This window comes from Nonomuraea sp. B19D2, from assembly GCF_040137845.1.
Lineage (GTDB): Bacteria > Actinomycetota > Actinomycetes > Streptosporangiales > Streptosporangiaceae > Nonomuraea.
Genome location: NZ_JBEFAK010000002.1, coordinates 296,155 through 316,297 on the forward strand (window position 1 = coordinate 296,155; position 20,143 = coordinate 316,297).

Sequence of the window (20,143 nt, forward strand, 5' to 3'; positions counted from 1 at the left end):
ACCGGGGTCAGCGTTCAGCGGAGGTCGTTGATCAGCTTCTCCCACTGCTCGGCCACCTCGCCGGCCGCGTGGCGCACCGCGGTGTCCAGCGCGCCCGCCGCGAGGGAGCGCCGCCTGCGCTCGTCGTCGATCAGCGCCAGCAGGGCCGCCGCGAACAGCTGCAGCTCGTCCTCGGTCTCGGGCACCAGCACGCCGTTGTAGCCCGTCGCCACGAACTCCTGCGGCCCCCTGGCCCCTTCGAAGGCCACCACGGGCACCCCGCAGCCCATGGCCTCGAGCACCGCCATGCCGAGGTCCTCGGTGCGCGAGGTGGTGGCCACGATCGACGCCTTGGCGAACTCGCCCGCCAGGTCGGACGTCGTGCCCATGAAGTAGACGTGGTTGTGCAGGTTGAGGTCGCGCACCAGCGCGCGCAGCCGCCGCTCCTCCGGGCCGCCGCCGTACAGCCGCAGCCGCCAGTCGGGCCGCTTGTCCGCCACGATCGCGAACGCCTTGATCAGCCGGTCGTACGCCTTGACCGGCACCCACCGCCCGCCGGCCGCCACGATCCTGTTGTCCATGCGCGAGCGCGGCCACGGGCCGCTGGGCAGCGCGTCCAGCACGGGGTGCACGACGGGCCCGTCGGTGAGCAGCTTGCTCCACTCCTCGCCGGCCGACTCCGTGGCCGTCACGACGGCGTCCAGGCGTGGATAGAGGCGTTTCACCGGACCCGGCACGACCGGCCTGCCCCACTCCCTGGCGATCTTCAGGGTCTCGCGCGGGGCGTGCCTGGCGGCCTGCACGCCGAGCCCCGGCCTGGTGGTGATCAGCACGTCGGACTTGAGGTTGCGCAGCAACCGCCACAGCGCCACCTCGGTGCGCACCTGCCCGCGCGGGAACAGGTGCCTGACGCCCGGCCTGGCGTCGATCACGCTGCGCATGCTCACCTTGGGCCCGACGGGGAAGAACGGCTTCTCCTTCTGCCGCCGGACGCTGATCACCTCGACGTCGTGCCGCTCGGACAGGGCGGTGGCGAGGTTCAGCGTGGCGCGCACGTCGCCCCGCATGGCGTACGCGGAGGCGAGGACCAGGCTGACCTTCATCCGCCGACCTCGATCCGCAGCTCGTCGTCGGCCGTGTAGCAGGGCTTGATGGGCACGCCGTCCACGGTGGCCGAGGGATAGTGCAACCGTCGTCTCTTGCCGTCGACGTCGTCGAGCCGCGCGCCCAGCTTGAGCGGCGTGGACACGCCCTCGACCTCCAGCGCGGGCTCCCAGGTGCCCGAGCCCGCCCCGGCGTCGGGATCGGCCGCCACCACGTCCACGAGTGACACGGCGGCGTGGAACCGCACGCCCTGCACAGTGGCCGTGGCGCGGATCCGCGCGTTCGTCTGCCTGCGGTCCAGGGTCATCATGGCCTCGTGGCGGGAGTCGTCGTCCTCGAGGCCCGTGTACGCCAGCAGGCCCGTCACCTCGAACCGCCCCTCCCTGAACCAGATCGCGCGCACCTCGGCCACCGGCTCGGCGTCGGAGATCTTCAGCGCCAGGTAGCCGTTGCGCGTGCGGTACGAGCGGTAGGCGAGGGTCCGCCTGCACAGGGCGTACGCGTCGAGGTGGTCGAGCGAGAATCCGGGGTCGACGCTGCGCAGCCTGCTGCGCTTGCCGCCGCGACGCAGGTAGGCGTCCCAGCGGCCGGCGGTGAGCTCCAGCGGCGCGAGCGAGACCGCGAGCGTGGCCTCGCGGGCCCGTGCGCCTGGCGTGCCGAGTCGCACGTCGCGTTCCACCCCCGTGGTGCGATGCCTGAGCACGAGCTCGGTGCCGTCTTCCAGTGGTGTGTCAATGGCGAGCCGGAGGGCGAGGACGTCGGCCAAGGTGACTTCGGCGTCCGTGACGACGACGCCCATCACGAGCCCCCTCCCCGTCGAATAGAGCCATGCGACGTTGAGGTTACCGTGATTTTCCCGTTATGTGGATCCCAGATTACGGACACTTGCTTCTCTGACGTGCGAGACTCCCCCACTTCAACGGTGAGGGAGTCTGACGGCTAACGGTCAGGAAGCGCCTTTGACCGACTTGATCAACAGCTGGGCCACGTCCACGACTTCGAGCGACTCCTTGGCCTCGCCGTTGTTCTTCTTCTCGTTGATCGCGTCGCCGAGCATCACCATGCAGAACGGGCAGGCGGTGGAGACGGTGTCGGGGTTGGTGGTGAGGGCCTCGTCCACGCGCTCGGTGTTGATGCGCTTGCCGATGCGCTCCTCCATCCACATGCGCGCGCCGCCCGCGCCGCAGCAGAAGCCGCGGTCCTTGTGCCGGTGCATCTCCTGGGTCTGCACGCCGGGCACCTTGGACATGATGTCGCGGGGCTGGGAGTAGACCTTGTTGTGGCGGCCGAGGAAGCACGGGTCGTGGTAGGTGATCTTCTCCTCGATCGGCGTGATCGGGGTGAGCAGGCCCTCGTCCACCAGCTTCGACAGCAGCTGCGTGTGGTGCACGACCTCGTACGTGCCGCCCAGCTGCGGGTACTCGTTGGCCAGGGTGTTGAAGCAGTGGGGGCAGGTGGCGACGATCTTCTTGACGCCGGCCTCGTTGAGCGTCTCGATGTTCTGCTGGGCCAGCATGTTGAACAGGTACTCCATGCCCAGGCGGCGGGCCGGGTCGCCGGTGCACGCCTCCATCGGGCCGAGCACCGCGAACTTCACGCCGGCGATGTGCAGCAGCTCCGCCACGGCCTTGGTGGTCTTCTTGGCCCGGTCCTCGAGCGCGCCCGCGCAGCCCACCCAGAACAGGTACTCGGCGTCCTCGGGCATCTTCTCGTCGACGACCTCGACCTCGAAGTCGAGCTCCTCGATCCAGTCGGCCCGCTTCATCTCGGACATGCCCCACGGGTTGCCCTTGTTCTCCAGGTTCTTCACCATCACTCCCGCCTCGGACGGGAACGACGACTCCACCATCACCTGGTAGCGGCGCATGTCGAGGATGTGGTCGATGTGCTCGATGTCCACCGGGCACTGCTCGACGCAGGCGCCACAGTTGGTGCACGACCAGAGCACGTCGGGGTGGATCACGCCGTCCTCGCCGACCAGCGGCTTCTCCAGCAGCGCCAGCACGTCAGTGTCCTTGTGCTCGACGCCCTGCTGGGCCGCCAGCAGGTACGGGGCCACCTTGAAGGCGTGGTCACGCTGGTCGAGGATGAGCATCTTCGGCGACAGCGGCTTGTCGGTGTTCCACGCCGGGCACTGCGACTGGCAGCGGCCGCACTCCGTACAGGAGTAGAAGTCCAGGAAGCCCTTCCACGTGGTGTCGGCGATCTTGCCGCGGCCGAGCCTCTCCGGATCGAGGTCCTCGTCCTCGAAGTCGACGGTCTTGCCGTCCACGCGCATCTCGGGCGCGCCGCCCAGGCCGTCGGGGCGGCGCGAGAACAGCACGTTGAGCGGCGCGGTGAAGATGTGCAGGTGCTTGGAGTGCACCACGATGACCAGGAACACCAGCATGAAGCCGATGTGCAGCAGCAGCGCGATCTCCTCGAGCAGCGCGCTCTGCGGCAGCGCGTCGCCCAGCGCCAGCGAGACGAACGCCCCGGAGGAGTAGGGGAAGTTGCCGTTGGCGGCCGACGCGCCACGGGCGAGGAACAGCGTCCAGATGATGTTGAAGATCATGAACAGGACGAGCCACGCGCCGCCCAGGTGCGAGCCGGAGAAGCGGGAGGTGCGGCCGAGCGTCTTGGGCGAGTTCTTGATCCGGATCGCGGCGAACGCGATCAGGCCGAGCACGCACGCGACCGCAATGAAGTCCTGCAGGAAGCCGAGCACGCCCCAGGTGCCGATCAGCGGGATGTGGAAGTCGGGCGTGCCGGTGATCGCGCCCTGGACGATCGCACCGTACGCCTCGATGTAGACGGTCAGCAGGATGAAGAACGCCCACATGACGAAGAAGTGCGCAGTGCCCGACGGCGTCCACTTCAGCAGCTTCTTCTGCCCGAACACCTCGACGAGCTGCGCCTTGGCCTCGTCCTTGGCATGGGTCCTGGCGTACTCGATCCGCTCGGGCGCGGGCGGCCCCACGGTCGCGAGCTTGAACAGGAACAGCACCCTGCGGCCGGCGACGGCCACCGCCAGGACGGTCATCAAAAGTCCGATGATGGCTACCCAGAGCACGGGTCCTCCCACAGACGACGTTGGCTGTCAGCGTACGGTCACCCGCTTCGCCGGCATCTCCCGGGAATCCTACCCGTGGGTAATATTCCCGGAATATGCGACATACCCTAAGGTCACCGGTGTATGCAGAACAATGCTCTAGCCGACGAGGTACCTCTGGATCGTCGGTGCGAGCAGCTCCGCGAGCTCGTCGTGACTGGCGCTCGCCAGCGGCTCCAGCTTGATCACGTAACGGCCCATGATCACACCGTACATCTGCGCGAACGCCGCCTCGATCCGCAGGTGCGGCACGCCGAGCCGGTTGGCCACCTGGAAGAGCAGCGCGTTGGAGATGAACTCGCGGAACATCGTGGCCGCCTGCTCGTTGGTCATGGCCGAGCGGATCAGGGCCACCATCGGCTCGCGCGTCTCCGGCGCGGCGGTGACCTGGAGTATCAGGCGTACGAGCCGCTCGCCGATCTCCTCGCGCGGGCCCTCGATCAGCGTCGGGATGATCTGGTCGGGAGTGATCGGCAGCTGCATGGCCGCCGCGAACATGCCTTCCTTGGTGTCGAAGTAGTGGTGCACGAGGGCGGGATCGACCTCGGCCGCGCGGGCGATGGCACGCACGGTGGCCTTGTCGAACCCCTTCTCCGCGAACACCTTCCTAGCCGCGGTGAGGATCTCCCCACGCGTGTCGGCCGACCCCGGCCTGCGCCCGGGCCTGCGCTTGTTGCTCACCTGCCCACCGCCAGGTAGACCCGCATCGGCACGGGCAGCATGCCCTCGGGGAACTCCCTGCGCAGCTCCACGCGCTGCCGCTCGACCAGCTCGTCGGCGGGCTCCGGCGAGAGCGCCGCCATGTAGGAGTGTGAGCGCAGGTCGAGCAGGAAGTCCTCGATGCCGACCAGCCTGGTCCAGGGGATCCAGCGCTCCTCGAGCACGTCGAAGGCCGAGGCGATGGGCGGCGCCGACCACTGCTCGACCGCGGGGCCGTAGTAGGTGGGCACGGCCTCCGCCAGGCGGGCCTCGTAGGCGGCCAGCCAGTCGGCCTGGGCCGCGTGGTTGAAGTTCCAGCAGCCCACGATGGCCCCCTCGGGCCGCAGCACCCGCCGGGCCTCCGTGATCGACGCCACCGGGTCGAGCCAGTGCCACGACTGCGCGTACGTCACCAGGTCGGCCACGCCGTCGGCCAGCGGAAGCGCGTTGCCGTCCGCCAGCACGGCCGCGACGGCGGGCAGGCCGCTCTCCGAGCGCGAGACCAGGCGGGCGAGCATCTCCGCGCCCGGGTCGACCGCGATGACGTGGGAGCCGCGCGCCCTGAGCGCGCGCGTCATGATGCCGGTGCCCGCGCCGACGTCCACCGTGGTGGCGCCGTCGAGCTCGACGCCGGACACCTCGCTCAGCGCGCGGTACACCTCGTCGGGGTAGCCGGGCCTGCCCGCGTCGTACGCGTCGGCCACCCGGTCGAACACCCTGCCCAGATCCTTGATCGGCCCCATGTTCATGAGGAGGCCGCCAGGTGCAGCCGCGCGAAGGCGAGCCCCTCCGCCAGGTCGTCGATCCGCTCCGTGCGGCTGGCCGCCTTGCGCGTGTTGATCTCCAGCACCACCAGCCCCGAGTAGCCGGTGCCGGCCAGGCGCTCCAGCAGCGGGGCGCACGGCTGGTTGCCCCTGCCGGGCACGAGGTGCTCGTCCTTGTTCGTGACGCCGATGCCGTCGGCCAGGTGCACGTGGGCCAGCCTGTCGCCGAGCTTGACGGCCATCTCCATGGCGTCGGAGCCCGACACCGCCGTGTGCGACAGGTCGAGCGTGATCTGGGGGAAGTCGTAGTCGATCGGGTTCCAGTCGGGCGCGTAGGGCACCACGTCGTTGCCCCTGGCCCTGAGCGGGAACATGTTCTCGACCGCGAACGTGACATTGGTCTCGTCGCGCATCCTGGCCAGCCCCGTCTCGAACTCCCTGGCGTACTCACGCTGCCAGCGGAAGGGCGGATGGACCACGACCGTCGAGGCGCCCAGGCGTTCGGCCGCCTTTCGGGCCTTGACCAGCTTGGCCCAGGGGTCGCGGCCCCAGACCCGCTGGGTGACCAGCAGGCAGGGCGCGTGAATGGCCAGGACGGGGACCTGATAGTGCTCAGAGAGCCGCTCTATCACGTCGATGTCCTGGCTCACCGGGTCGGCGCCCACCATGATCTCCACGCCGTCGTAGCCGAGGCGCGCGGCCAGCTCGAACGCGTCAGGAGTGCGTTCCGGATATACCGAGGCGGTGGACAATGCGATCTTCGCATTGGGCACGCGGATGACATCAGCCACGCTGCCAGCCTAAGCCGGTGGAGCCGATCTGGCGCGAAAGCCCCTTTGGTGAGCCGCGCCCAGCGGGTGTCTTAACTTTGGGGCATGCCACGGATAGCGAAAGGTGCGATCCCCAGCCCGAACATCTGGAACACGCCCCAGATCTACGAGCTGGAGAACCGCGCCGTCGATCCCGAAGGCGCGGCCGACACGGCGATGCGCGCGCTGCGTCCCTGGGACGGCGGCACGGTGCTCGACATCGGCTGCGGCACCGGGTACCACCTGCCCGCGCTCTCCGCCACGGCGAACACGGTGATCGGGGTGGAGCCGCACGGGGACCTCGCCGTGCTCGCCCGCCGCCGCTGCGCCGCGCTGGCCAACGTGACCGTGCACGCCGCCGCGGCCCAGGACCTTCCGCTCCCCGACGCGAGCGTGGACGTGGCCATCGCGCGCTGGGCGTACTTCTTCGGTCCCGGCTGCGAGCCGGGCCTGCGCGAGCTGTCCCGCGTGGTACGCCGCGGCGGCGCGGCCTTCGTTCTCGACCTCGACGCCACGCGCGGGTCGTTCGGCCGCTGGTTCTCGCGCACGGTGCCGACGTACTCCGCTCAGGAGGTCGAGTCGTTCTGGGTCCGCCAGGGGTGGCAGCGGCGGCCGCTCGACCTCAGGATGGCCTTCGAGCGGCGGGCGGACCTGGAGGCGGTGCTGCGCATCGAGTTCGCGCCCGAGGTGGCCGAGCAGGCCATCGCCGAGACGCCGGGCCTCGAGCTCGCCTACCCGAACGTGCTGCGCTGGCGTTACTACTGACGCCTTACTACGGACGCCTTGACATTGACGTCGGTGTCAACGTTTACCGTGGTGGCATGCGCATCGGAGAGCTGGCGGACCGCACTGGAGTAAGCACCCGCTCGCTCCGGTACTACGAGCAGCACGGCCTGCTCAGAGCCCGTCGCACGGCCAACGGCTACCGTGACTACAGCGAGGACGACGTCAAGCTGGTGTCCGAGATCCGGGCGCTGCTCAAGGTGGGGTTCACGCTGGAGGACACGCGGCCGTTCGTCGACTGCCTGCGCCGCGGGCACAGCACGGGGGGTTCGTGCGCGGAGTCGGTCGAGGTCTACGAGCGCAAGCTCAACGAGATCGACGAGGAGATCCGCGTCCTGCTCGCCCGCCGCGCCGAGGTGGCCGCCCAGCTCGCGCAGTCATGCCCAGGTTGCTTCGTAAGGGGATAGACATGATCACGCTGACCACGGAGAACTTCGAGGAGCAGGTGCTCAAGAGCGACAAGCCGGTGCTGGTCGACTTCTGGGCGGAATGGTGCGGGCCGTGCCGCATGGTGGCTCCGGTGCTGGACCAGATCGAGGCGGAGCACGGGCTGACCATCGGCAAGCTCAACACCGACGAGAACCCGGAGATCATGGCCCGTTACGGCGTGATGGGCATCCCGACGCTGCTGCTGTTCGAGAACGGCGAGCCGGTCAAGCAGGTCGTCGGTGCCAAGCCCAAGCGCATGCTCGTCGCGGAGCTGGGCCTGGCGTAATCCTTCGGCGTGTGCCGCGAGATGGCGGCGTGACGCGGGCCGTACCCCTCGAAGATTGTCGGCACATGCCGCTAGCCTGCTCCGCATGGCCAAGACAGCCCAGAAGCCCGGATACCGCTGCGCCGAGTGCGGGTGGCGCACCACGAAATGGGTGGGCAGGTGCGGCGAGTGCCAGGCGTGGGGCACGGTCGACGAGGAGGGGGCGCGCGCCGGCGTCAACGTCGTCCAGGCAGGCGCCACCACCGCGCCCGCCGTGCCGATCGGGCAGGTCAAGGCCGAGGTGGCGGCCGCGCGCACGACCGGTGTCGGCGAGCTCGACCGGGTGCTCGGCGGCGGCCTGGTGCCTGGGGCGGTCGTGCTGCTGGCCGGCGAGCCGGGCATCGGCAAGTCCACGCTCCTGCTGGAGGCCGCGGCCCGCATCGCCGAGCGCGAGACGGTCCTCTACGTCACGGGCGAGGAGTCGGCGGCCCAGGTGCGGCTGCGCGCCGACCGCATCGGCGCGATCCGCGACCACCTCTACCTCGCCGCGGAGACCGAACTGTCGGCCGTGGTCAGCCATGTGGAGAAGGTCCAGCCCAAGCTGCTGGTGGTCGACTCGGTGCAGACGGTCGGCTCCGCGCAGGCCACCGGCGTGCCGGGCGGGGTGACGCAGGTCCGCGAGGTGGCGGCCAACCTGGTCCGCCTGGCCAAGGAGCGCAACATGGCCACCGTGCTCGTCGGCCACGTCACCAAGGAGGGCTCGATCGCGGGCCCGCGCACGCTGGAGCACCTGGTCGACGTCGTGCTCAACTTCGAGGGCGACCGCCACTCCAGGCTGCGCATGGTGCGCGCGATCAAAAACCGGTTCGGGCCCACCGACGAGGTCGGCTGCTTCGACCTGCACGAGCGGGGCATCGAGGGCATCACCGACCCGAGCGGGCTGTTCGTCTCCCGGCGCAGCGAGCCGGTGCCCGGCACCTGCGTCACCGTCACCGTGGAGGGCACGCGCCCGCTCCCCGCCGAGGTCCAGGCCCTGGTCGCCCGCACCGAGGCCCAGCAGCCCAGGCGCACGTCGTCGGGCCTCGACACATACCGCGTGCAGATGATCCTCGCCGTCCTGGAGCGCCGGCTCAACGCCCGGCTGGGCGGCTGCGACGTGTTCACCGCCACCGTGGGCGGCATCAAGCTGGCCGACCCTGCCGTGGACCTGTCGGTCATGCTGGCCGTCGCCAGCGCCGCCGGGGACAAACCCCTGCCTTCCGGGCTGGTGGCGCTCGGCGAGGTGGGGCTGGCGGGCGAGCTACGGCCGGTCAAGGACGTACGCAGGAGGCTGACGGAGGCCGCCAGGCTCGGTTTCAAGCGGGCACTCGTACCTGCCGGATCCCTGGAAGAAGGCGGCCGCAGGCGCACAGGACAGCGGGCATTGGTGCCGGTGGGGCCGGTGGCGTTCGCACCGGGGTTCGAGGTGGTGCAGGCAGAGAACGTCTGGGACGCCCTCACACACGTGACATAGCGCCGCTAAGCTGGGCGTGACCGATCGACACGGGGGTCATGTGGATAGGAGTCTGGACGACCGCCGACGCGAAGCCCTGGCCGCGGTGGCCCCGGGCACACCTCTACGCGACGGCCTGGAACGGATCCTGCGCGGGCAGACCGGCGGGTTGATCGTGCTCGGCTACAACAGGGTCGTCGAAGAGGTCTGCAGCGGCGGTTTCGAGCTCGACGTCGACTTCTCGGCCACCAGGCTGCGCGAGCTGGCCAAGATGGACGGCGCCATCGTGGTGAGCGACGACCACAAGATCGTACGCGCCGCCGTGCACCTCGTGCCCGACCCGTCCATCCCCACCGACGAGTCCGGCACCCGCCACCGCACCGCCCAGCGCGTGGCCAGGCAGACCGGCCTGCCGATCATCGCCATCAGCAAGTCGATGCGCATCATCGCCCTCTACCTCGACGGCATCCGCTACGTCCTGGAGGAGTCGGCGGCCATCCTGTCCAAGGCCAACCAGGCCCTGGCCACCCTCGAGCGCTACAAACACCGCCTCGACGAGGTCTCGGGCACCCTCTCGGCCCTGGAGATCGAGGACCTCGTCACGGTCAGAGACGTGTCCGCGGTCGCCCAGCGCCTCGAGATGGTCCGCAGGATCGCCGACGAGATCAAGGGCTACGTGGTCGAGCTCGGCACCGACGGCCGCCTGCTGTCCCTGCAGCTGGACGAGCTGGTGGCCGGGGTCGACTCGGAGCGCGAGCTGGTCATCCGCGACTACCTCCCGGCGCCCTCCGGCCGCCGCCAGCGGCGCCTGATCGACGCGATGCACGACCTGGACAAGCTGTCGGCCAGCGAACTGCTCGACCTCTCGGCCGTCGCCCACGTTCTCGGCCACAACGGCACCGACAAACTGGACAGCCCGGTCAGCCCCCGAGGCTTCCGCCTCCTGGCCAAGGTCCCCCGCCTGCCGGCCACGGTGGTGGAGCGCCTGGTGAACCATTTCGGTGGGCTGCAGAAGCTGCTGGCGGCGAGCATCGACGACCTGCAGGCGGTGGGGGGAGTCGGGGAGTCCCGCGCCCGCAGCGTCCGAGAGGGCCTGTCCCGCCTGGCCGAGTCCTCCATCCTGGAACGCTACGTCTAGGACGCGACCGGCCACGGTCCCGGGGCCGGTCGGCAATGCCTTCGCAATGGGCCGCTACGCGGATGCGACGACTCAGACAGCGCCTCCACCTTCCGCGTCGTAGCCGTCATAGTCCTTCCAGCCGGCGGTCTGAAACAGCTCCTTCCAGGTCGGCCAGGACTCCCGGGTGACCTGACGGACCAACTCGCCCGACATGCTGAACGGCGGCGCCTTCTGCGGCTTGTCGAGCGCCTGCCCGACGATCTCGTCGTGGAGCACGGCGGCGGCGTGCAGGCGCGGCAACACGGCATGGATGCGATCGGCGTAGCCGTCCGGAAGGGCGGGTCCGGTCGGCCCGAGGTCGTATCCGGCGCCGGCCGTGACCAGCGCGATCTCGGGCCGCTTCCGGATGGCGATCTCATAGTGGAGATGCAGGGCGATCGCGTCCCACACGACCTCCACCTTTTCGGACGGCAACCCCTGCTCGGTCAGCCAGTCAGCAGCCAGGTCCGCGCCGTCGAGGTCGAAGCGCTGATCGCCGTTGCCCTTCTCGCTGAGCCCGGCGTCGTGCAGCACGCAGCCGAGGAACAGCAGCTCGTCGTCGTAGTCCGCGCCGGGCCGCAGGCCCTGCTGCTCACCGAGGAAACGTCCGTAGAGATAAGTGCGCATGCTGTGGTTGAAGATCGCCGGTTGCTCGATGCCCCGGGCGAGGAGCGTCGCCTTCAGCGTCAGCTCGGTCCAGGGGAAGGGCAGGCCCCAGTAGATGTCCATCACGTCGTCCTCACTGCGGGTCATCGGTCACGGGGAGGGTCCGGGCGCGCAGGACGAGCAGGCCGCCGATGCCCGGGATGAAGGCCGGCCATCGGGGGGCGGACGGGACCAGCCAGGTGGCCACGATGACGACGACATAGGCGCAGCCGTGCAGCGGACCGGCGAACGTCGTGACCGCCTTGGCGTGGAGGGTGAGCAGATTGCCGAGCAGGACCGCCAGGGAGGCGGCCTCGACGGCGGCCGCGATTCGCAGCAGACGCATGCCGCTCACGCCTGCGTACCGTAGCCGGGCCGCACGATCATCATGACGACGACGATCGCCCAGACCAGGTTGTAGATGCCGCTGAGCATGGAGAGCCGGCGCAGTCTCCGGCCGTCGTCGGGACGGCCGAGCGCATCACGCTGACCTGGGTAGATCTGCGTGGCGAGCAGCACGCCCGCGGCAGCGGTGAGGATCACGGAAATGGTGATCCAGATCTCGCCCATCCGGCCCTGCACACCGGCCAGGATCATCCCGGCTACGGGGACGATCAGGCCGAAGAGGGCGTACCCGCCGGTGACGCGGTGGAGTGCGACTGCCACGGACCGGTTGCGCACATCCGGATCGGACGCAGCCGCGGCTGGGTCCGCGGTGGCGGCGGGAACAGCGGTGGCGACCGGCGCGTACCGGGGAAACAGGCTCGTGGCCACGGCGGAGCCGCCCACGAACACGATGGCGGCGAGCACGTGCACCGACAGCAGGACATGTTCCAGCATGCCTCTTCCTCCAACCTTCAGGTTGACTGAAGCTTAACGAAAGCTTCAGTCAGGTTGAAGGTCGGGGTGAGCGCATGGACGAGCCGCAAGCTCAGCGGAGGTGGAAGACGCCCTTGGGAGTGCGGAGTTCGCCCATGTGCACCGTGACCACGTACGTCCCCGGCAGCGCGGTGGCCGGGGTGGCGCGGCAGTCGGTGCTGGAGCGGTGGCGGTCCCATTCCAGAGACCGCACGTAGGGCACCCCGCGCTGCAGTTTCTTGACCTCCGAGCCCACCCCGCTGACGCAGTCCGCGGTGGACCAGATGCGGTCCTCCCCCGAGGTGATGCGGATCTCCATGGCGCGCGGTCCGACGTCGGCCGTGCACATCACGGGGCCGATGTTCACCAGCGTCACCATGAACCTGGGCTGGGTGCCGCCCGAGTAGATCTCCTCCTTGCCTCCCTGGAGGCTGAGCACCAGGTCCTCCTTGGCACAGGGCTCGCCGGGACGCTTGGGGAGCGCCGCCGGGGTGGCCGTGGGGGTGGCCGTGGGGGTGGTGGACGGGGTCGGCGTCGAGCTGGCCGTGCCCATCGCGAGCGTACGGAGCCCCGCCAGCAGCGGATCGACGACCGGGGTAGCACTCGGTGACGTCTGCGCGCTGGACGCACGTTCCGGCCCGCTGCCCCCGCTGGAGCATGCCCATGCCACGACGGCCACCACGACGAGCACCGCCACGAGGAGGCTCATCCGGCGCCGCCAGTAAACGTCACCGCCGTCGCCACGCACAGTATCCGGGTCCATACGCAAAGGATGGTTCCCGTGACAGCTACGAAGAGTGACGACACGCCGAAGGCCGCATTCTCCGAATACGCTTGACCGCGTGGTTGAGTCGAACCTCCTACACGCCCCCGTTCTGGACTGGTACGAGGACAACGCCCGAGACCTCCCGTGGCGCGCCGCCGACGCGACCCCGTGGGGCGTACTGGTGAGCGAGATCATGCTCCAGCAGACCCCGGTCGTACGCGTCCTGCCCGTCTGGCACGACTGGATGGCCCGCTGGCCCACCCCCAAGGCGCTGGCCGCCGAGCAGCCGGGCGAGGCCGTGCGCCACTGGGGCCGGCTCGGCTACCCGCGCAGAGCACTCCGGCTGCACGCCTGCGCGAGAGCCATCAGCGACGAGCACGGGGGCGAGGTGCCCTCCGACCACGCGACGCTGCTGGCGCTGCCCGGCATCGGCGAGTACACCGCCGCCGCGGTCGCCAGCTTCGCGTACGGCGGCCGCCACGCCGTCCTGGACACCAACGTCCGGCGGGTCTTCGCCAGGGCCGTACGCGCCGAGGAGTACCCTCCCACGGCCACCTCAGCGGCGGAGCGGCGGCTCGCCGAGGCCCTCCTGCCCGAGCTGGGCGCGGCCCGCTGGGGCGTGGCCGTGATGGAGCTCGGAGCACTCGTCTGCACGGCCCGCGCGCCGCGCTGTGCCGACTGCCCGATCAATCACCTGTGCGCCTGGCGGCTGGCGGGCAAGCCGCCGCACACCGGCCCCGCGCGCAAGGGCCAGACGTACGCGGGCACCGACCGCCAGTGCCGCGGCCGCCTCCTGGAGGTGCTGCGGGCGGCCCACGGCCCGGTTCCCAAGGCCGCGCTGGACGTGGTGTGGGACGACGCGGTGCAACGCGAGCGCGCCCTGGACGGCCTGATCGCCGACGGCCTGGCCGAGCACCTGGACGACGGCACGTACCGCCTCCCCCACGCCTGAGCGGGGCGGGCACGGTTTTCCCGGCTGCCTGACGCACGGTGGCGCGGTCCTTCCGGCTACCCGACCCGCGAGGGCGCGGTTCGCTCCGTGCCTTTGGGCGCCGCCGGGAGGGTCAGGCGGCCAGCTGGAGGCCCAGGCTGGTGAGGTTCGTACGGGCCCAGTCCAGCTCGTCGGCCAGCAGCGACACCAGCGCCCCCGGCCCCTTGGCGCGCCCGGGCACGGTCAGGTTGTGCGTCTCGACCTCGATGTGGGCGCTCCCGCTGACCGCCCCCGACAGCATCGCCGTCAGCGTGTCGTGCAGCACGGCCCCCGTGCTCGGCGTCTCCCCCGTGTGGTTGTGCACGTGCCCCAGCTTGACCACCGGCGCGCCGGCCTCGGCCAGCCCCTTCAGTGCCGCACCGGGCTCCTCGGCGCCGCAGGCGAGGTGGCAGGCGTCCAGGCACACGCCCAGGTGCTCGGAGTCGATGCCGCACACCCGCTCGAGCGCCTGCTCGGTCGTCTCCAGCACGCATCCGGGCCACGGCTCGAACCCGACCCTGATCGTCTTGCCGGTCACGCTGTAGATGCCACGCAGCTCGCGCGCCAGCCGCTCGAGGCGGCGGGTGGCGATCGCGTGCAGGTCGGCGGGCCAGTCGCGGCGCCACCCGATCGGGATCGTCGAGATGCTCCCGAACCGCACGTCGTCCGGCAGCAGGAACGCCAGGACCTTGGCCAGGGCCATGGTGTAGCGGTAGCGCTCGGGCTTGGCCCAGTCGGGGCCGGGGACCTCCTGGTTGCGACCGCCGGTGCCGTTGAGGCTCACGACCTCCAGGCCGCGCTCCTCCAGGGAACGGCGCAGCCGGACGAGCTCGATGCGGTCGGCCGTCAGGTGGTCGGCGACGCTCGGCGAGAGCCACAGCCCGATGCCCATCCGCTCCACGCCCAGCCGCTTGCGCACCGGGACCGCGTAACGGGTCAGGTGGGCGATCAGGTTCTCCAGGTCCTCAGCGGGGTGGACGCCTGCGTTGTAGGCGAGGTGAACGAGCGTTCCGTCATCGTGACGCAGGCGCATCGGTTTCCTCCACGGCTTGCTCTTGGTGTTCCGTCGCCCGCCCGCGGACGTGCCGGCCCTTGCGAGCATGCCTGCTCGGTGGTGGGCCGCGCGTCCGCCCTGAGTTGATTCCGCACTACTCCCCAGGGAGCAGGCCTCAGCCTAGGAACACGCTCTTGTGAGTCGCTTGGATGAGACTGGCGAAGCTCTACGCAGTGTAGTACTACTCGCGGTGGTGGCGTACACCTGGTACCTCAACAATTACGCAACGACCGGAGTGCACGGTCCCCCGTCCGGGCGGGCGCGACGAACCTCGACGCCACCGGCGGGCATGCGAAAGCCCCCGTGTGAGGCATCTCACACGGGGGCTTTCTGGGATCCGTCAGTGCTGGATCGGCGCGGCGATGGCGGCGGCCGAGTCCGGGACCTTGGAGGCGGTCTCACCCTTGAAGATGAACTTGGCGTTGTCGCCTTCGCCCTCGGTCGACACCTTGACGACCTGGCCCGGCCGGAGCTCGCCGTAGAGGATCTTCTCCGACAGCGCGTCCTCGAGCTCGCGCTGGATCGTACGGCGCAGCGGACGGGCGCCCATGACCGGGTCGTAGCCCCGGTCGGCCAGCAGCTGCTTGGCCTCCTGCGAGACCTCGAGCCCCATGTCGCGGTCCTTCAGCCTGGAGTCGACCTGGGCGAGCATCAGATCCACGATCTTGATGATCTCGGCCGGCGTGAGCTGGTGGAAGACCACGATGTCGTCGACACGGTTGAGGAACTCGGGCCGGAAGTGCTGCTTGAGCTCCTCCTGCACCTTGGACTTCATCCGGTCGTAGTTGGAGTCGGCGTCGTTGGACTTCGCGAACCCGACCCCGATGCCCTTGGAGATGTCCCGGGTGCCGAGGTTGGTGGTCATGATGATGACCGTGTTCTTGAAGTCGACCACGCGGCCCTGGGCGTCGGTCAGGCGACCGTCCTCCAGGATCTGCAGCAGCGAGTTGAAGATGTCGGGGTGGGCCTTCTCGATCTCGTCGAACAGGACCACGGAGAACGGCTTGCGCCGCACCTTCTCCGTCAGCTGACCGCCCTCCTCGTACCCGACGTAGCCGGGAGGCGAGCCGAACAGCCGCGAGACGGTGTGCTTCTCCATGAACTCCGACATGTCCAGGCTGATCAGAGCGTCTTCGTCGCCGAAGAGGAACTCCGCCAGAGCCTTCGACAGCTCGGTCTTACCGACACCGGAGGGACCCGCGAAGATGAACGAGCCACCGGGGCGGCGCGGGTCCTTCAGACCGGCGCGGGTGCGCCGGATGGACCGCGACAGGCCCTTGATCGCGTCGTCCTGGCCGATGATCCGCTTGTGGAGCTCGTCCTCCATGCGGAGCAGGCGCTGCGACTCCTCCTCGGTCAGCTTGAAGACCGGGATGCCGGTGGCGGTCGCCAGGACCTCGGCGATGAGCTCCTGAGTGACCTCGGCCACGACGTCCATGTCGCCGGCCTTCCACTCCTTCTCCCGCCGCTCGCGCTTGAGCTGCAGCTGCTTCTCCTGGTCGCGGAGGGCAGCGGCCTTCTCGAAGTCCTGCGCGTCGATCGCGGACTCCTTGTCGCGGCGGACGTTGGCGATCTTCTCGTCGTATTCGCGCAGGTCCGGCGGAGCGGTCATCCTGCGGATGCGCATCCGCGAACCGGCCTCGTCGATGAGGTCGATCGCCTTGTCGGGAAGGTAGCGGTCGCTGATGTAGCGGTCGGCCAGCTGCGCGGCGGCCACCAGCGCGTCGTCGGTGATGGACACGCGGTGGTGCGCCTCGTAGCGGTCGCGCAGACCCTTGAGGATCTCGATCGTGTGGCTGAGCGAGGGCTCGGCCACCTGGATCGGCTGGAAGCGGCGCTCCAGCGCGGCGTCCTTCTCGAGGTACTTGCGGTACTCGTCGAGCGTGGTCGCGCCGATCGTCTGCAGCTCGCCGCGCGCCAGCATGGGCTTGAGGATGCTGGCCGCGTCGATCGCGCCCTCCGCGGCGCCCGCGCCGACGAGCGTGTGCAGCTCGTCGATGAACAGGATGATGTCGCCGCGCGTGCGGATCTCCTTGAGCACCTTCTTCAGGCGCTCCTCGAAGTCACCGCGGTAGCGGGAGCCGGCGACCAGCGCGCCGAGGTCAAGCGTGTAGAGCTGCTTGTCCTTCAGCGTCTCGGGCACCTCGCCCCTGACGATCTTCTGCGACAGGCCCTCGACGACGGCGGTCTTGCCGACGCCGGGCTCGCCGATCAGAACCGGGTTGTTCTTGGTCCTCCTGGAGAGGACCTGCATGACCCGCTCGATCTCCTTCTCGCGGCCGATGACCGGATCCAGCTTGCCCTCGCGGGCCGCCTGGGTCAGGTTGCGGCCGAACTGGTCGAGCACCAGGGAGGTCGAGGGGGCCGACTCCTGCGGACCACCCGCCGCGGCCGGCTCCTTGCCCTGGTAACCGTGGAGCAACTGGATGACCTGCTGCCTGACACGGTTGAGATCGGCTCCAAGCTTGACCAGCACCTGGGCGGCCACACCCTCACCCTCGCGGATGAGCCCGAGCAGGATGTGCTCGGTGCCGATGTAGTTGTGACCCAGCTGCAAAGCCTCACGGAGCGACAGCTCGAGGACCTTCTTGGCCCGCGGGGTGAACGGAATGTGCCCCGACGGAGCCGACTGGCCCTGGCCGATGATCTCCTCGACCTGCTGACGCACACCCTCAAGGCTGATGCCCAGGCTCTCCAGAGCCTTGGCGGCCACGCCCTCACCTTCATGGATCAAGCCAAGAAGAATGTGCTCAGTGCCGATGTAGTTGTGGTTGAGCATCCTGGCCTCTTCCTGGGCCAAGACGACAACACGCCTCGCTCGGTCGGTGAACCTCTCGAACATCTCGTCGCTCCTCACAGAGCGGTCAGTCAGGCCGGTAAATCCGGTCCCGTCATCCCGCATGCTAGCCCTGGCTCGGCGAACCGTGCCCACTGCCGCTGACACGCTCTATAGCAGAGACGTTCCCCGAGAGCAGGGCGTTCACCCTCCATCCAACTACTGTTCGGGGGTGACGTGTTCCCGATACGCCGCAAGCGAACGATGTTTAAGACGCTTCACGGAAGCGTCGGAAATTGCCCCTCGCGACGCATGCGGACCCACACGGATCGGCCATCGGACGCGCCGGGACGGAGTAGGCGTCGGGGCCCGCCCCTTCGCCCGCACATCACAGATGCCGCGTCCGTATCGTTACCTAATCATCCTATGTACGGGAGGGGCCCCCGTCCAAACGGCCGGGCTACGCCGTGAGCACAACGCGGCACGCACTGCACACCAAGAGAATCTTGCCATCTGGTCAGGCCGGTTACCGAGTGCATCTCGCATCATGAGACCGAACCGCTCACGGGCGCCGCATTCGCGGGCACTTCTGCACTGGAGATGGCCGGGCATTGTGCGCCACATGCCGGGGGAACGCGGTTTGTGCGAGCCATGCTCGGGTTAGCGGGTTTTACCCGGCACCGGGGAGCCCGCGAGGCGCCGGTATTGCCCCGCGCCGTCCATCCCGCCGGTCGCGGGTTTACTTACAGTAGCGGTCCCGGGTTTACGTTCGGAGAGATCAACGCTATAGGCGCGGCGGCGGCCGGAGATCGCCTTGAGGCTATAGGCAGCCGTGATTTACGGCGATGGCGCGTTCCATGAGCGTGGCGCCCACTTGCGACGTACGGACGCGAACGTACGTTGAATGAGGTATGGCCGCCCTCCGGCTTTCCGGGCGCAGCACGGGGTGTAACCACATATGCGGGCGCCCCGCCGGTGAAACGGTGCCGGACACGGACCGGAACACACGACCAAAACGCCCGCATATGTGCGAGGGGGAAGATCGCCATCTGGGCACGCGGCATTCGAGAACCGGCCCCAGATACGATCATGCGCTTATGGCGGCCGCCGGGGTCCTAGGCGAACGGCATAAGCGCATGGTCGATACGCGGCTCGCTCAGTGAGCCGCCTCGTACTTCTCGACGACCGTGGAGGCGATCCTGCCGCGCTCGCTGACCGGCAGGCCGTGGGCCTTGGCCCACTGCCGGATCTCGGAGCTCTTCTCGCGGCTCATCGCCCGGCTGCCGCCGCGACCGCGGCGACGCGTGGAGACTGCGCCCGCCCTGCGCGCGTGCTGCACGAAAGGCGTGAGTGCGTCCCTCAGCTTCTTCGCGTTAAGGTCGCTGAGGTCAATCTCATAGGACGAGCCGTCAATAGCGAAGCTGACCGTCTCATTGGCCTCGCCCCCATCGAGGTCATCGATGAGAATCTCCTGGATCTGCTTGGCCATCTACGCAATCCTTTCGCGGAGCATTGTTTCATTCGCCTGCCCAAACATATACCCGGAAAGGCGCGGAGACAATTCAGCGCTGCGGGGATTCGGCTGAGCGGCCGGTCAGTTCTGGCTCCTCGACCTGATCCTCACGGTTTCGGCGGCCTCCGAGGGCCTCGGATCGGACCAACTTCACTACGCCAAAGATGAAGGCGCCGCCCACCACGAGCGGGGGGATGAGCGCTGACAATACCTCTGTTAGGGCTTCCATTCGTCCTCGCCTCCACGGCTGACAGGGTTTCGGGGGCGCATTATGCGGATGGGAGCGCGACCAGGAGGAGCGCTGAGCCCCTCGTGACGCACAAGGCGACTACCGCCCAGACACGACCATAGCGGCGCACAGATGCCCTACGGGTCGGGGGGCGCCGACATCCGGCAACCCGGATGCCCCATAGCCTAATGCCAGTCTCTCCAGGCTCCTTACCGGATCAAGGGAAAATTTTGAGAATTGGCATCCCGCCTGGTGCGGATGGCTCAGCGAAGATCTTTTACAACGTGCGTTCCGGCCAGCCTGTCGTGCGGCCCCCGTTCCAGGGGCTTGTCGATCAAGATGAGCAAACCCACACAGAACAGGAGCATTCCGGCGAGCAGATTGACCACGGGAATGCCCATCAGCATGACAGGTCCCGGATAGACCAGGGACCGTTTGAGCAGCGCCCGGGGCGGAACGTCGCCCGGCGCCAGGCGAATCCTCATGATCGCCTTCCCGAACGTCCTGCCGCGCCTGGAATGCGCCCACCAGTCGTAGCCCGCATAACCCAGCCCCGCGACCAGCCACGCGAGCACACCGGGCAGCCGGCCGTCCAGCACCTCCAGCATCCCGACAGTTCGGAAGATGCCCCACAGCGCAATGAACAGAATGTAATAGAACACCCCGAAGACGAGCGCTTCAATCGCTCGGGCGGCGAGCCGTTCCCACCATTCCGCGGGCACCGCGTCCGCCCAGGACGGTGACCCGGCCATAACCCC

20 protein-coding genes are annotated in these 20,143 nt (G+C 69.0%); 6 read left to right on the forward strand and 14 right to left on the reverse strand.

All coding sequences use genetic code 11. The annotated features are described in order from the left end of the window. Positions 1-14 precede the first annotated feature (14 nt). The 6 genes from ABN273_RS05025 to ABN273_RS05050 form a co-directional block, all read right to left on the reverse strand. Positions 15-1,082: a glycosyltransferase gene (locus tag ABN273_RS05025; RefSeq protein WP_349447441.1), complete on the reverse strand. Its 1,068-nt coding sequence runs from the start codon at positions 1,080-1,082 to the stop codon at positions 15-17. Continuing rightward, positions 1,079-1,882, reverse strand: a complete 804-nt coding sequence (locus ABN273_RS05030) for a hypothetical protein (RefSeq protein ID WP_349447711.1) — start codon at positions 1,880-1,882, stop codon at positions 1,079-1,081. The genes ABN273_RS05025 and ABN273_RS05030 overlap by 4 nt, the downstream gene beginning before the upstream one ends. Before the next feature lie 147 nt (positions 1,883-2,029). Then, the gene (locus ABN273_RS05035; protein ID WP_349447442.1) at positions 2,030-4,135 is read right to left on the reverse strand and encodes a (Fe-S)-binding protein; all 2,106 of its coding nucleotides are present in this window, start codon (positions 4,133-4,135) and stop codon (positions 2,030-2,032) included. A 138-nt stretch (positions 4,136-4,273) separates the two neighbouring features. Next, entirely contained in the window at positions 4,274-4,855 is a 582-nt protein-coding gene (locus ABN273_RS05040) for a TetR/AcrR family transcriptional regulator (protein ID WP_349447443.1), read from the reverse strand. Further along, a complete protein-coding gene (locus ABN273_RS05045; RefSeq protein ID WP_349447444.1) occupies positions 4,852-5,616 on the reverse strand; it encodes a class I SAM-dependent methyltransferase in 765 nt (254 codons plus the stop codon). Before ABN273_RS05045 ends, ABN273_RS05040 begins: the two co-directional genes overlap by 4 nt. A gap of 2 nt (positions 5,617-5,618) precedes the next feature. Further along, positions 5,619-6,428 (reverse strand): sugar phosphate isomerase/epimerase family protein, encoded by an 810-nt coding sequence (locus ABN273_RS05050; protein ID WP_349447445.1) that lies wholly within the window; start codon positions 6,426-6,428, stop codon positions 5,619-5,621. Positions 6,429-6,512: 84 nt separating this feature from the next. On the opposite strand from ABN273_RS05050, the gene ABN273_RS05055 reads away from it, so the two are divergent. The 5 genes from ABN273_RS05055 to disA all read left to right on the forward strand — a co-directional run bounded on the left by ABN273_RS05055 (position 6,513) and on the right by disA (position 10,553). After that, positions 6,513-7,211 carry a class I SAM-dependent methyltransferase gene (locus tag ABN273_RS05055; RefSeq protein ID WP_349447446.1) on the forward strand — a complete coding sequence of 233 codons (699 nt, stop codon included), beginning with the start codon at positions 6,513-6,515 and terminating at the stop codon, positions 7,209-7,211. Positions 7,212-7,267: 56 nt separating this feature from the next. Beyond that, on the forward strand, positions 7,268-7,636 hold the full coding sequence (locus ABN273_RS05060; RefSeq protein WP_349447447.1) for a MerR family transcriptional regulator: 369 nt from the start codon (positions 7,268-7,270) through the stop codon (positions 7,634-7,636). 2 nt (positions 7,637-7,638) lie between these two features. Further along, entirely contained in the window at positions 7,639-7,944 is a 306-nt protein-coding gene (gene trxA / locus ABN273_RS05065) for a thioredoxin (RefSeq protein WP_349447448.1), read from the forward strand. Between the two features lie 85 nt (positions 7,945-8,029). After that, positions 8,030-9,436, forward strand: coding sequence for a DNA repair protein RadA (radA, locus tag ABN273_RS05070; protein WP_349447449.1), 1,407 nt, complete (start codon positions 8,030-8,032; stop codon positions 9,434-9,436). Between the two features lie 40 nt (positions 9,437-9,476). After that, the gene (gene disA, locus ABN273_RS05075) at positions 9,477-10,553 is read left to right on the forward strand and encodes a DNA integrity scanning diadenylate cyclase DisA (RefSeq protein ID WP_349447450.1); all 1,077 of its coding nucleotides are present in this window, start codon (positions 9,477-9,479) and stop codon (positions 10,551-10,553) included. A 72-nt stretch (positions 10,554-10,625) separates the two neighbouring features. Here disA and ABN273_RS05080 read toward each other — a convergent pair whose 3' ends face one another. From ABN273_RS05080 to ABN273_RS05095, 4 genes are all read right to left on the reverse strand, one after another. Then, on the reverse strand, positions 10,626-11,327 hold the full coding sequence (locus tag ABN273_RS05080; RefSeq protein ID WP_349447451.1) for an HD domain-containing protein: 702 nt from the start codon (positions 11,325-11,327) through the stop codon (positions 10,626-10,628). Further along, complete coding sequence (locus ABN273_RS05085; RefSeq protein WP_349447712.1) at positions 11,314-11,565, reverse strand: DUF3817 domain-containing protein; 252 nt, start codon at positions 11,563-11,565, stop codon at positions 11,314-11,316. Before ABN273_RS05085 ends, ABN273_RS05080 begins: the two co-directional genes overlap by 14 nt. Positions 11,566-11,570: 5 nt before the next feature. After that, entirely contained in the window at positions 11,571-12,056 is a 486-nt protein-coding gene (locus tag ABN273_RS05090) for a hypothetical protein (protein ID WP_502910949.1), read from the reverse strand. Between the two features lie 94 nt (positions 12,057-12,150). After that, on the reverse strand, positions 12,151-12,840 hold the full coding sequence (locus ABN273_RS05095; RefSeq protein WP_349447453.1) for a hypothetical protein: 690 nt from the start codon (positions 12,838-12,840) through the stop codon (positions 12,151-12,153). A 79-nt stretch (positions 12,841-12,919) separates the two neighbouring features. On the opposite strand from ABN273_RS05095, the gene ABN273_RS05100 reads away from it, so the two are divergent. Next, the gene (locus ABN273_RS05100; protein ID WP_349447454.1) at positions 12,920-13,795 is read left to right on the forward strand and encodes an iron-sulfur binding domain-containing protein; all 876 of its coding nucleotides are present in this window, start codon (positions 12,920-12,922) and stop codon (positions 13,793-13,795) included. 112 nt (positions 13,796-13,907) lie between these two features. Here ABN273_RS05100 and ABN273_RS05105 read toward each other — a convergent pair whose 3' ends face one another. The 4 genes from ABN273_RS05105 to ABN273_RS05120 all read right to left on the reverse strand — a co-directional run bounded on the left by ABN273_RS05105 (position 13,908) and on the right by ABN273_RS05120 (position 20,137). After that, positions 13,908-14,846, reverse strand: a complete 939-nt coding sequence (locus tag ABN273_RS05105) for a sugar phosphate isomerase/epimerase family protein (protein ID WP_349447455.1) — start codon at positions 14,844-14,846, stop codon at positions 13,908-13,910. 361 nt (positions 14,847-15,207) lie between these two features. After that, positions 15,208-17,709 (reverse strand): ATP-dependent Clp protease ATP-binding subunit, encoded by a 2,502-nt coding sequence (locus ABN273_RS05110; RefSeq protein ID WP_349447456.1) that lies wholly within the window; start codon positions 17,707-17,709, stop codon positions 15,208-15,210. Positions 17,710-18,799: 1,090 nt separating this feature from the next. Further along, entirely contained in the window at positions 18,800-19,132 is a 333-nt protein-coding gene (locus tag ABN273_RS05115) for a histone-like nucleoid-structuring protein Lsr2 (protein ID WP_090937978.1), read from the reverse strand. Positions 19,133-19,648: 516 nt separating this feature from the next. Further along, entirely contained in the window at positions 19,649-20,137 is a 489-nt protein-coding gene (locus ABN273_RS05120; RefSeq protein ID WP_349447457.1) for an RDD family protein, read from the reverse strand. Positions 20,138-20,143: the final 6 nt, after the last annotated feature.

Excerpts from the sequence above, each read along its gene's own strand:
- ABN273_RS05025 (WP_349447441.1), bottom strand. The coding sequence starts at position 1,082 with ATGAAGGTCAGCCTGGTCCTCGCCTCCGCGTACGCCATGCGGGGCGAC.
- ABN273_RS05030 (WP_349447711.1), bottom strand. The coding sequence starts at position 1,882 with ATGGGCGTCGTCGTCACGGACGCCGAAGTCACCTTGGCCGACGTCCTC.
- ABN273_RS05045 (WP_349447444.1), bottom strand. The coding sequence starts at position 5,616 with ATGGGGCCGATCAAGGATCTGGGCAGGGTGTTCGACCGGGTGGCCGAC.
- ABN273_RS05055 (WP_349447446.1), top strand. The coding sequence starts at position 6,513 with ATGCCACGGATAGCGAAAGGTGCGATCCCCAGCCCGAACATCTGGAAC.
- ABN273_RS05060 (WP_349447447.1), top strand. The coding sequence starts at position 7,268 with ATGCGCATCGGAGAGCTGGCGGACCGCACTGGAGTAAGCACCCGCTCG.
- trxA (WP_349447448.1), top strand. The coding sequence starts at position 7,639 with ATGATCACGCTGACCACGGAGAACTTCGAGGAGCAGGTGCTCAAGAGC.
- radA (WP_349447449.1), top strand. The coding sequence starts at position 8,030 with ATGGCCAAGACAGCCCAGAAGCCCGGATACCGCTGCGCCGAGTGCGGG.
- ABN273_RS05080 (WP_349447451.1), bottom strand. The coding sequence starts at position 11,327 with ATGACCCGCAGTGAGGACGACGTGATGGACATCTACTGGGGCCTGCCC.
- ABN273_RS05085 (WP_349447712.1), bottom strand. The coding sequence starts at position 11,565 with ATGCGTCTGCTGCGAATCGCGGCCGCCGTCGAGGCCGCCTCCCTGGCG.
- ABN273_RS05095 (WP_349447453.1), bottom strand. The coding sequence starts at position 12,840 with ATGGACCCGGATACTGTGCGTGGCGACGGCGGTGACGTTTACTGGCGG.
- ABN273_RS05105 (WP_349447455.1), bottom strand. The coding sequence starts at position 14,846 with ATGCGCCTGCGTCACGATGACGGAACGCTCGTTCACCTCGCCTACAAC.
- ABN273_RS05110 (WP_349447456.1), bottom strand. The coding sequence starts at position 17,709 with ATGTTCGAGAGGTTCACCGACCGAGCGAGGCGTGTTGTCGTCTTGGCC.
- ABN273_RS05115 (WP_090937978.1), bottom strand. The coding sequence starts at position 19,132 with ATGGCCAAGCAGATCCAGGAGATTCTCATCGATGACCTCGATGGGGGC.
- ABN273_RS05120 (WP_349447457.1), bottom strand. The coding sequence starts at position 20,137 with ATGGCCGGGTCACCGTCCTGGGCGGACGCGGTGCCCGCGGAATGGTGG.